The sequence below is a fragment of the Winogradskya humida genome, assembly GCF_016862215.1.
In the GTDB taxonomy this organism is placed as follows: domain Bacteria; phylum Actinomycetota; class Actinomycetes; order Mycobacteriales; family Micromonosporaceae; genus Actinoplanes; species Actinoplanes humidus.
Genome location: NZ_BOMN01000059.1, coordinates 74,938 through 85,818, shown reverse-complemented (window position 1 = coordinate 85,818; position 10,881 = coordinate 74,938). Strand labels below are relative to the sequence as shown.

The 10,881-nt window shown below is 70.0% G+C and carries 9 protein-coding genes; 5 read left to right on the top strand and 4 right to left on the bottom strand.

Going from position 1 to position 10,881, the window contains the following annotated elements:
* Window positions 1-271 precede the first annotated feature (271 nt).
* Both Ahu01nite_RS23815 and Ahu01nite_RS23810 read right to left on the bottom strand, forming a co-directional pair.
* Complete coding sequence (locus tag Ahu01nite_RS23815; protein ID WP_203838812.1) at window positions 272-934, bottom strand: ElyC/SanA/YdcF family protein; 663 nt, start codon at window positions 932-934, stop codon at window positions 272-274.
* Between the two features lie 94 nt (window positions 935-1,028).
* Window positions 1,029-2,027, bottom strand: coding sequence for a S1C family serine protease (locus tag Ahu01nite_RS23810; protein WP_203838811.1), 999 nt, complete (start codon window positions 2,025-2,027; stop codon window positions 1,029-1,031).
* Between the two features lie 170 nt (window positions 2,028-2,197).
* Here Ahu01nite_RS23810 and Ahu01nite_RS23805 point away from each other — a divergent pair, with 170 nt between their 5' ends.
* The 5 genes from Ahu01nite_RS23805 to Ahu01nite_RS23785 all read left to right on the top strand — a co-directional run bounded on the left by Ahu01nite_RS23805 (window position 2,198) and on the right by Ahu01nite_RS23785 (window position 8,379).
* Window positions 2,198-3,517 (top strand): HRDC domain-containing protein, encoded by a 1,320-nt coding sequence (locus Ahu01nite_RS23805; RefSeq protein WP_203838810.1) that lies wholly within the window; start codon window positions 2,198-2,200, stop codon window positions 3,515-3,517.
* Between the two features lie 34 nt (window positions 3,518-3,551).
* On the top strand, window positions 3,552-3,761 hold the full coding sequence (locus Ahu01nite_RS23800) for a hypothetical protein (RefSeq protein ID WP_203838809.1): 210 nt from the start codon (window positions 3,552-3,554) through the stop codon (window positions 3,759-3,761).
* A gap of 75 nt (window positions 3,762-3,836) precedes the next feature.
* Window positions 3,837-5,033 carry a thiolase family protein gene (locus Ahu01nite_RS23795; RefSeq protein WP_203838808.1) on the top strand — a complete coding sequence of 399 codons (1,197 nt, stop codon included), beginning with the start codon at window positions 3,837-3,839 and terminating at the stop codon, window positions 5,031-5,033.
* On the top strand, window positions 5,030-7,099 hold the full coding sequence (locus Ahu01nite_RS23790) for a 3-hydroxyacyl-CoA dehydrogenase NAD-binding domain-containing protein (RefSeq protein ID WP_203838807.1): 2,070 nt from the start codon (window positions 5,030-5,032) through the stop codon (window positions 7,097-7,099). The genes Ahu01nite_RS23795 and Ahu01nite_RS23790 overlap by 4 nt, the downstream gene beginning before the upstream one ends.
* Window positions 7,100-7,284: 185 nt before the next feature.
* Window positions 7,285-8,379 carry a hypothetical protein gene (locus tag Ahu01nite_RS23785; RefSeq protein WP_203838806.1) on the top strand — a complete coding sequence of 365 codons (1,095 nt, stop codon included), beginning with the start codon at window positions 7,285-7,287 and terminating at the stop codon, window positions 8,377-8,379.
* A 542-nt stretch (window positions 8,380-8,921) separates the two neighbouring features.
* On the opposite strand, the gene Ahu01nite_RS23780 is transcribed toward Ahu01nite_RS23785, so the two are convergent.
* Both Ahu01nite_RS23780 and Ahu01nite_RS23775 read right to left on the bottom strand, forming a co-directional pair.
* On the bottom strand, window positions 8,922-10,151 hold the full coding sequence (locus Ahu01nite_RS23780; RefSeq protein WP_203838805.1) for a sensor histidine kinase: 1,230 nt from the start codon (window positions 10,149-10,151) through the stop codon (window positions 8,922-8,924).
* A complete protein-coding gene (locus Ahu01nite_RS23775) occupies window positions 10,148-10,828 on the bottom strand; it encodes a response regulator transcription factor (RefSeq protein WP_203838804.1) in 681 nt (226 codons plus the stop codon). Before Ahu01nite_RS23775 ends, Ahu01nite_RS23780 begins: the two co-directional genes overlap by 4 nt.
* Window positions 10,829-10,881 lie beyond the last annotated feature (53 nt).

The window sequence follows — 10,881 nt, the reverse complement described above, 5'->3', positions numbered from 1 at the left end:
CGGGCCTCCCGGGCCTCCCGGGCCTCCCGGGCCTCCCGGGCCTCCCGGGCCTCCCGGGCCTCCCGGGCCTCCCGGGCCTCCCGGGCCTCCCGGGCGAATGTTGCGCCGGGAAGCGGGATGCGACAACTTTCTGCGGTGTTGGTTGTCAAGTCCGGGCAATCGTGTCCGGCAGCAGAACATACGTTTCCTCGCCAGACGTGATTGGCCCGCGCTTGACACCTAACGCCGCAGGACGTTGCGGCATCGCGGGTTTCAGCGCAACTTCGTGCCCCTACTCACCCAGGGCCGGCCGCACGTCGTAGGTTGCGCGGAGTTCGTCGAAGGCCGCGAGGACGTCGTCGGGGATGTCGACGTGGGCGAGGAAGTCGCGACCCCGGGGGCCGTAGCCGTCCGGGGTGTCGGAAAGGCGCGGGATCTCCCCCATCAGCAGGGAGATCCAGTGGTCGAGATCCCAGGCGCCCCAGTGTGGCGTACCCGTGTAGGCGAGCTTGCCGTCGCGGACTTCGACCCGAGGGCTGGTCCCGGCGAAGTTGACCACCTTGGGCGTGCCGTAGGTCCATTTCGCGCGGACCACGGCATCCATCCGCTGCTGCATGGACGCGTCCTGGATCAGGATCATGGATTCCGGCGGCCCGCCGCCCCATGCCCGAATTGTCCGCTCGGTGAATGTGATGTTGTTGCCGGAGTTCGTCGATTCACGCTCCATCAGCACATCCGTGATGCCGTACTCGGCCGCGAGATAGGCGGCCATCATGTCGGCCTCGACGTCGAACCCCGCGAGCCGAGGAAAGCGCCGGAGCATCGGCGTCGTATGCCCCGCGCCCCCGACCAGCAGGAACTTCCCGGCGATCCCGTCCAGCCAGGCCCGGGCGGCAAGATCCCAGCCCTCCGGCGGGCAGCCCCCGAACAGGACCAGAACTGTGTCACTACCCAAGCCTGGACTATCAGTCGGCGGAGCTTTTGCGGCTGGACGCGTGAGGGTGGGCACGTCGCGCCGGCCGAGGAACCCGGCCAGGGTGTTCAGCTGATCAGCAGACCTTGAAAGTGTCACAAGCTGTTTTTATCGGTACGGCCAGGCCAATGCCCTCGGCATCCCGCGCTTTCGCCGTGGCGAGCCCGATGACCTGGTCCGCGCTGTTCACGACCGGCCCGCCCGAGTTGCCCGGGTTGATCGGGGCGTCGAACTGGATCGACGGCCCGTCCGAGTCGTCCGGCCGGTACGCGCTGACCACGCCCGTGGTGACCGTGTCCTCGAGCCCGAGCGGCGTGCCGACGACCACGACCTGCTGGCCCGGCTTCACGGTTTCCTTGGCGACCGCCAGCCCGGCGATCTCCTTGTCCGTACGCAGCAGCGCGATGTCCTTGGCCTTGGAGACCTTGACGATCGTGGCGGTGAGCTCGTCCTTGCCGCGTTCGAGGAAGACCTTCTTGGTTCCGGCCTCCCACACCGACTCGACCACGTGATAGTTCGTCAGCAGGTTCGTCTGCTTGTCCGCGGGATCGCCGACCGCGAACGCCGTGCCCGTGAAGTTGCCGGCCCGGACCCGGAAGACGCTCGGCAGCACCGACGACGAGATGGCCTCGGGGTCGAAGACGCCGGCGAGCTGGGTCTCCAGCTTCTCGGCGCGATCAGCGAGCTCGGTCTGCCGCACCTGCGAGGCGGTCAGCTGGTCGTTGAGCCGGGCGTCGGCCTGCTCCATCCGCCACGCCAGGAATCCCCCGCCACCGAGCAGCAGCAGCGCCAGCAGGACCGGGATCACCCGGCTGCGGCGGCGGCCCTCGATCGGCTCGGAGACGACAGGGAACGGCGCCCCACCCGACGGCGACACCAGGTATGGCCCGCTGTCGCGACGCGCCGGGCGTGGATGACCCACCCGCGGCGGACCCATGTCGATGTCCGGCATCGGCTGCGGCGGATAGGAGGTCGCCGCCCACTCGCCGGACGGGTGGTCGGGCAGGCTCAGCAACGGGTCGTGCGGCGCCCGGCGCTGACCCGGCACCCCGTAGGGGTCATAGGCGGTGGTCATGAAACTCCCGAGTACTAGAGGCTTCGGGGGGTAGTACGAGAAAAAACCCTCGTCCGGACGGGTCCGGACGGGCCTTTTTCGGCGCGGATTCAGGCAACAAGTGGATCGAGCGCCGACGCGCCGGTACCCGGCTGCACACGCGGGGGTGGGTACCCCCGTACGGTTACGGAGTGACCGACGACGCACCCCTGCACCGTCGGGACACGCCGGACCTTGCACAAGACGGACCGCACGACGTGCCGCCCGACCTAACGTCTGGCGGTCCCGAGCCTGCCCGCACCGCTGTCCCGCTGACCGCGCCCCGCGAGGGAACGCCGCGCCCGGTGGAGTCCAGCGCCGAGTTAGCCGAGGTCGTGGCCAGGATGGCCGCCGGCTCCGGCCCCGTTGCCGTCGACGCCGAACGGGCGTCCGGCTACCGCTACACCCAGCGTGCGTACCTCGTACAACTACGCCGCGCGGGTTCGGGCACGGTGCTCGTCGACCCGATGCCGCTGAGCGATCTCAGCACCCTCGACGAGGCTCTGGCCGACACCGAGTGGGTGCTGCACGCCGCGAGCCAGGACCTCGCCTGTCTGGCGGAGATCGGGATGAAACCGCGCAGGCTCTTCGACACCGAGCTGGCCGCGCGCCTGGCCGGGTTCGAGCGGGTCGGGCTCGCCGCCCTCACCGAGCAGCTGCTGGGCTTCTCGCTGGAGAAGCACCACTCCGCCGCGGACTGGTCCACGCGGCCGCTGCCCGAGTCGTGGCTGACGTACGCCGCGCTCGATGTTGAACTTCTGACCGACCTGCGTGACCTGCTCGCCGCCGAGCTGGAGCGGCAGGGCAAGGCGGAGTGGGCGGCCGAGGAGTTCGCCGCGCTGGTCGCGAGCGCCGACCGCCCGCCGCGCAGCCGCCCGGATCCCTGGCGGCGCACGTCGGGAATACACCGAGTCCGCGGTGCCCGCGCCCAGTCCCGGGTCCGCGCCCTCTGGTACGCCCGCGACGGCGTCGCCTCCCGCCGTGACTCGGCCCCGGGCCGCGTGCTCCCCGATTCCGCGATCATCGCCGCCGCCGAGCTGGACCCCAAGGACGAGCGCACGCTGCTCACCCTGCCGGGCTTCGGTGGCCGATCGGTACGCCGCCTGGCCCGCGTCTGGCTCGACGCCCTGGATTCCGCCCGCGCCCTGGGCGACGACGAGCTGCCCGTGAACCAGCCGGTCGAGGGCCCGCCCCCGCCGCACCGCTGGGCCGAACGCGACCCGGTCGCCGCCGCCCGGCTGCAGCGCTGCCGCCAGGTCGTCATCGCCATCGCCGAGTCCCACACCCTGCCCCCGGAGAACCTCATCAGCCCGGACTTCATCCGCCGGCTGGCCTGGGCCCCGCCGGACGAGGTCACCCCGGAGGCGGTCGGCGAGGTGCTGCTCGGCTTCGGCGCCCGCAACTGGCAGGTCGTGCTGCTCGCGGAGCAGGTCGCCGCGGTCCTGCCCGACGCCCCGCCCGCGGCGGAGTGATCAAGCCGCCGCCACCCGTGGGGCTTTCGGTGACGTGCAATTCACCACCCGCACGACCGGCAGCGAACTCTTCGTCAACCCCCTGATGTCGATCTATTTCACTGTCCGTCTGGAGCCCCTGACCAGGCGTAACCTCTATCTGGACCGGCTCGAGGGCACCACGGACACGGGACAGGTCAGCCTGCGGATCGAGGAGTTCCGCGCGGAGATCTCCCCACGCATTCCGCGCGCGTTCCCACACTGACTGGCCGAGCTACTTACCCGCGAGTAACATAAGCGTGTCTAGAGCCCTGGGTTCACGCCTGCAAGGAGGCTTGTTGTGCCCCGAGTAAGCCGCGAGGTCGTCTTCGTAGACGGCGTCCGCACCCCGTTCGGCAAGGCGGGCGGCATGTATGCCGAGACCCGCGCCGACGATCTGGTGATCCGATGCATCCGTGAGCTGATGCGCCGCAACCCACAGCTCCCGCCCGAGAAGGTCGACGAGGTCGCGATCGCGGCCACGACCCAGATCGGCGACCAGGGCCTGACCATCGGCCGCACCGCCGCTCTGCTGTCCGGCCTGCCCAAGACCGTGCCCGGCTACTCCATCGACCGCATGTGCGCGGGTGCCATGACCGCGGTGACCAACGTCGCCGGCGGCATCGCGATGGGGGCGTACGACGTCGCCATCGCCGGTGGTGTCGAGCACATGGGCCGCCACCCGATGGGCGAGGGCGTCGACCCGAACCCGCGGATCCTCGCGGAGAAGCTCGTCGACCCGTCCGCGCTGGTCATGGGTAGCACCGCCGAGAACCTGCACGACCGGCTCCCCGGCATCACCAAGGAGCGCGTCGACGCGTACGGGCTGGCGTCGCAGGAGAAGACGGCCAAGGCGTACGCGAACGGCAAGCTCCAGCCCGACCTGGTGCCCGTCGCGGTCCGCAGCGCCGAGGAGGGCTGGGGTCTCGCCACGACCGACGAGGCGCCCCGCGAGACCTCCCTGGAGAAGCTCGCCACCCTCAAGACCCCGTTCCGCCCGCACGGCAAGGTCACCGCGGGTAACGCGGCCGGCCTCAACGACGGTGCGACCGCGGCGCTGCTGGCCGACGAGGAGACCGCTCGCGAGCTGGGCCTGCCCATCGCGATGCGGCTCGTGTCGTACGGCTTCGTCGGCGTCGAGCCGGAGATCATGGGTTACGGCCCGATCCCGTCGACGGAGAAGGCGCTGCGCCTGGCCGGGCTCACCATCGACGACATCGGCCTGTTCGAGCTGAACGAGGCGTTCGCCGTGCAGGTGCTCGCGTTCCTCGACCACTACGGCATCGCCGACGACGACCCCCGGGTCAACCCGTGGGGCGGCGCGATCGCCATCGGCCACCCGCTCGCCTCGTCCGGCGTGCGGCTGATGACGCAGCTGGCGCGGCACTTCGAGGAGCACCCCGAGGTCCGCTACGGCATCAACGCGATGTGCATCGGTATCGGCATGGGCGGAACGGTCATCTGGGAGAACCCCCACTGGGAAGGAAACGACAAGTGACGGCGCTCCCGGACTACCCCAACGAGGTCGTGACCAAGGCGCTCGTACGCCTGGTCAAGGTGCCCGGGCTCGACAAGCCCGCCGCGCTGATCACCCTCGACAACGGCTTCGACCACAAGAAGCCCAACAGCTTCGGTCCCGCGGGGCTGGCGTCGCTCGACGAGGCGATCACCAAGGCAACCGAGGCGGAGCCGGCGTTCATCGCGCTGACCGGCAAGCCGTACATCTTCTGTGTCGGCGCCGACATCACCGGCATGCCGTTCATCACCAAGAAAGAGCAGGCCGTCGCCCTGGGCGAGCTGGGCCACCGGGTCTTCGCCCGGCTCAAGAACTCAAGCATCCCGACCTTCGCGTTCATCAACGGCGCCGCGCTCGGTGGTGGCCTCGAGGTCTCCCTGCACTGCCACTACCGCACGGTCTCCGGCGGCGCGGCGGCACTCGGCCTGCCCGAGGTCGCGATCGGCCTGATCCCCGGCTGGGGCGGCAGTCAACTGCTTCCCAATCTGATCGGTACGCCCGGAGCAGCGCAGATCATCCTGCAGAACCCGCTCACCCAGAAGGTCCTCCGCCCGAAGCAGGCCGCCGAGCTGGGCGTCGCCGACGTGCTGTTCGAGCCGGCCGACTTCCTGGAGCGCTCGCTCGAATGGGCCGCCGGCGTGGTCCAGGGCACGGTGACGGTCGAGCGTCCCGAGGTCGACCGGGACATGTGGGAGGGCGTGCTCTTCTTCGCGAAGCAGCAGCTCGACGAGCGGCTGCACGGCGCCGTCCCCTCCGCGAACAAGGCGCTGGAGCTGCTCGCTCTCGCCAAGGACGCGACGTTCGAGGACGGCACCGCGGCGGAGACCGAGGCGCTCGCCGAGCTGATCATGGGTGACGAGTCCCGCGCCAGCCTGTACGCGTTCGACCTGGTGCAGCGGCGGGCGAAGCGCCCGGTCGGCGTACCCGACAAGGGGTTGGCCCGGAAGGTCACCAAGGTCGGCATCGTCGGTGCCGGTCTCATGGCCTCCCAGCTCGCGTTGCTCTTCGCCCGGCGCCTGGAGGTGCCGGTGGTCCTCACCGACCTCGACCAGACCCGCGTCGACAAGGGCGTCGAGTACGTCCACGGCCAGATCGCCAAGATGCAGTCCAAGGGCCGGATGGACGAGGGCACCGCGGCCAAGCTGCGTGGCCTGGTCAGCGGCTCGGTCGACAAGTCCGTCTTCGCCGACGCCGACTTCGTGATCGAGGCGGTCTTCGAGAACCTCGAGCTCAAGAAGCAGATCTGGGCCGAGCTGGAGAAGATCGTCACCCCCGAGGCGATCCTGGCGACGAACACCTCCTCGCTGTCGGTGACCGAGATGGCCGCCGGCCTCGAACACCCCGAACGGGTCGTCGGCTTCCACTTCTTCAACCCGGTCGCCGTCCTCCCGCTGCTCGAGATCATCAAGGGCGAGCGGACCGACGACGTGACCCTGGCCACGGCGTTCGCGGTCGGCAAGGACCTGCGCAAGTCGTCGGTGCTGGTCAAGGACGCCCCGGCGTTCGTGGTCAACCGCCTGCTGACCCGCTTCACCAGCGAGGTCTTCAACGCGATCGACGCCGGCACCCCCCTCGATGTCGTCGACGTCGCCCTCGACCCGCTGGGCCTGCCCATGCGCCCGATCGCGCTGCTCCAGCTCGTCGGCCCCGCCGTGGCCCTGCACGTGGGCGAGACGCTGCACGAGGCGTTCCCGGACCGCTTCGGCGACAGCCCCAACCTGCGCAAGATCGTCGACGCCGGCCTGCCCCTGATGGCCGACGACGAGATCAACCCCGAGGTGGTCAAGCTGATCGAGGCCGGTTCCGCTCCCCTCACCGCCGATGAGGTACGCCAGAAGGCGCTGGACGCGCTCGCCCAGGAGATCCGCCTCATGCTCGACGAGGGCGTCGTCGCCGAGGCACAGGACATCGACCTGTGCATGATCCTCGGCGCGGGCTGGCCGTTCCACCTGGGCGGCGTCACGCCGTACCTCGACCGTAGCGGCACCGCCGAGCGGGTCACCGGCAAGCGTTTCCTGCCGCAGGGCGTGGCCAGCCTTCCGGTCTGACCCCCGCCTCGCCGGCGAACCCTGCTTCGCCGCGCTGAAGACCATCGATGCCCTCGCGTCCCCACGGCGCGGGGGCATCGTTGTCCCATCCGTTCGGACTGTCATGATCGCGTAACAGGGGATCACACGGGCCGCTCAGGGCGGCTAAGCTCGCCAGGGCCGCAGCCTGACCCGATGGAGCGTGGATGTCCCAGCCGCCCAACCAGCCGCCTTACCCGGGCGAGCCCTACAACCAGCCCGGCTCGGGCGGACCTTACGGTTCCCAGCCGCCGACCTCGGGCGGCCCTTACGGCGCTCAGCCCCCGTCCTCGGACGGACCCTACGGCGCTCAGCCCCCGTCCTCCGGCGGGCCTTATGGCGCTCAGCCCCCGTCCTCCGGCGGACCCTATGGCGCTCAGCCGCCCTATGGCGACTCGCAGCAGCCCTATGGGGCTCAGCCGCCCTACGGTGCCCAGCCCACTGGTGCTCAGCCCCCTTACGGCGCTCAGCAGCCGTCCTACGGGCAGCCCAACCCCGACCAGCCCGGCTCGGTGCCGCCCGGCTACCCGCCGGCCGCGGACTACACCCAGCAGCAGCCCGGCTTCCCGCAGCCCGGCCAGCCGTTCCAGACCCCGCCGAAGAAGAAGTCCAAAGCGCTCCCGATCGTCCTGATCTCGATCGCCGTGGTCCTCGTCCTCTGCGTGGGCGGCGGCACCGCCGGCTTCCTGCTCCTGCGTGACAAGGGCCAGGACGTCGTCGACGCCATCGCCTCGGCGGCCCCGACCACCGAACCGGGCGCCACCCCCGACGAGACGACCCCCACCACCGAGCCCGCCGCGGAATCCAACATCACCGTGACCGAGCCCAAAACCCTCGGCGGCCGCCCCAAGCTGACCGACCCCCAGTTCGCCGGCGCCGCCGACCAGCTGGAACAGGGCCTCAAAGAGGTCCCGGACGCCACGGACACGGTCGGCGCGCTCTACGGCACCCCCACCAAGCAGGACATCGTCATCGTCGCGGCAGCAGCAGCCCCGATCGCCGACCCCGAGAAGGAACTCGACAACACCTTCCTCGGCGCCGGCATCGGCGGCCTCAAGCTCACCGGCATCGTCGACGCCTCCCCCGGCGCCCTGGGCGGCTCCGCCAAATGTGGCAAGGGCGACGCCGGCGGCGCCGACCTCATCATGTGCGGCTGGGCCGATGACGGCAGCATCGGCTGGGTCATCTGGTACTTCAAGTCCATGAGCTCCGCCAAGGCCGAATTCCCGAAGCTCCGGGCCCAGGTCGAAAAGAAGAAGTAACCCGAACCGCGATTCCGGGGCGCCGCTCCTCCTCACGGAGGCGGCGCCCCGTTTCTCACCCGAAAGCCGCGACCGTCACGGTAGGTCACCTCAGCCACAAGGTATGTGCCCTGCGCTGAACAACGATCGCTCGCATTTGACAGCCGCCCCCATCACAAATTGCGGCACCTCAGGCTTCAGCGCAACATACGGCAGCAGGGCGGGTTCCGGCCGGATGATCGGTCTGGACCAGCCGCGCCCCACACCATGCAGTCGGTTACGGCACGTGTTGTCTATCGGGGCACCCGGCTGGACGCGGGCCATCAGAGGCGTGAAATCCACCGAATATTGCGCCGCTTGACCGAATACCACAATGTCTGCCAGCGCCTTCTGTCAAGCGCGGGGCAAATATTGTTCAGCGCAGGACACATACCCTTGGGCTGAGATTACCTACCGTGACGCTGTTGACTGCGGCCCGACCGATAAGCCCGGTTTCAGGCGCCGAGGGCAGAGCATGCAATCTGTCCACCAGGATCGACCAGGCATCCCGGAACCCAGACTTTCTAGCTGGGTGCCACGCCGAGGCCCTTGGCGCGCGGGACCGTCGCGGTGGCAGCTACCACCGGGGTGGTGTCGGCAGCGGGCAGGCTGACGGTTACTTCGAGGCCGCCGCCCGGCTGGGCGACTGCTGAGACCGTGCCGCCGTGGGCGTCGCAGACCGCTCGGACGATCGACAGGCCGAGGCCTGACCCGCGTGAGCCGGTGCGCTCCCAGCCGCCGCGGCGGAAGGGCTCGAACAGGCCGGGGACGTCCACCTGGTCGACCTCGAAGCCGGTGTTGCCCACCACCAGCATGGCCCGGCCATTCACGCTGGAGGTGCGCAGCCAAAGCTTGCCCATCAGGTGGTTGTAGCGGATCGCGTTCTCGATGAGGTTGCCGGCCAGGCGGTCGAGCAGGCTCGGGTCGCCCACGACGTTTGCCGCTTCGAGGTCGGTGGTGACGTCGAGCTTCATCCGCTCGGCTTCGGCCTTCACGGCGGAGAGGGCGTTGTAGACGCTGGTGGCCAGGTCGGCGGGCATTTTGCGGACCAGGCGGCGGCCGGACTGGGCTTCGCTGCGGGCGAGGACGAGGAGGGCGTCGACCAGGCCGTTGGCTCGTTCGGAGGCGTTGCGGACGACCTTGGCCATGCGGCGGTATTCGGCGACGTCGGCTTCGTCGTCGCTCAGGGTAACGTCGATTTCGGTACGCATGACCGCGAGCGGGGTTCGCAGCTCGTGGGACGCGTTGGCGACGAAGCGTTTCTGGGATTCGAAGGCGCCCGCGAGGCGGTCGAGCATGGCGTCGAAGGTGCGGGCCAGCTCGGCGACCTCGTCGTCGGCGCCGGAGTAGCGGATGCGTTCGTCGAGGGTTTCCTCGCCGAGGCGGCGGGCGGTGGCGGTGACGTTGTGGAGGGGGCGCAGGGCGCGGCCGGCCACCGCGTAGGCGCCGGCGATGCCGATGATGCCGATGGCGACGAGTGCGATCAGGCCTTTGACCAGCAGTTCCTGCGAGGCGGAGCCGACCAGGTTCTGCTGCCAGGTCAGCGCGTCGAGGCGGGTGCCGTCGGAGAGCACGACCTGGGTGCCGGGCGCCAGCTCGTCGCCGGGGCGCAGCGCGTCGCCGACCAGCAGCCAGGCCAGCAGCACCAGGATCGCCCCGGCGCCGACGAGCAGGATGCCGTTGAGCAGCGTCAGCCGGAGCCGCAGGGTCGGCCGCAACCGCAGCCGCTCCCGTTTGGACGCGTAGACGGTCATGAGGGGGTGACCACGACCGGCTCGGGAACCCGGTATCCGGAGCCGACCACCGTCTCGATGAGGGGCGGGTCGCCGACCTTCTTGCGCAGGGTCATCACCGTCACGCGGACCGTCGTCGTGAACGGGTCGGTGTTGGCGTCCCAGACCCGTTCGAGCAGCTCCTCGCTCGACACCACGCCGCCGCGGGCCTTGAGCAACTCCTCGAGGACGCCGAACTCCTTGTTCGTCAGGTCGATCGGGGTGCCGCCGCGGGTCACCACCCGGCGGGTCTGGTCGAGGACGAGGTCCCCGACGATGAGCACCGGCGGGGCCACCGGGGTCGCGCGCCGGCCGAGCGCCTGGACCCGAGCCACCAGCTCCTCGAACGCGAACGGCTTGGGCAGGTAGTCGTCGGCGCCGAGCTGCAGGCCCTCGACGCGGTCGGCGACCGTGACGCTGGCGGTGAGCATCAGGACCCGGGTGAGCGCACCCGACTCGACCAGGGCGGCGCAGATCTCGTCCCCGTGCATGCCCGGCAGGTCGCGGTCCAGCACGACGACGTCGTACCGGGTCACGTATGCCATCTCGTGACCGGTCAGCCCGTCATAGGCGACGTCGACCGCCATGCCCTTGCGACGCAGCCCCCGAGCGATCGCGTCGCACATGTTCCGCTCGTCTTCCACCACCAGCACGCGCACCGCGGGTCCTTCCGATCTGTCAGCCCCCGCGCACCAGCTTCCCCGGCATCGCG

What these genes read in the sequence shown, in the direction of transcription:
- Ahu01nite_RS23780 (WP_203838805.1), bottom strand. Translation starts at nt 10,151, where the DNA reads ATGACCGTCTACGCGTCCAAACGGGAGCGGCTGCGGTTGCGGCCGACC.
- Ahu01nite_RS23785 (WP_203838806.1), top strand. Translation starts at nt 7,285, where the DNA reads ATGTCCCAGCCGCCCAACCAGCCGCCTTACCCGGGCGAGCCCTACAAC.
- Ahu01nite_RS23810 (WP_203838811.1), bottom strand. Translation starts at nt 2,027, where the DNA reads ATGACCACCGCCTATGACCCCTACGGGGTGCCGGGTCAGCGCCGGGCG.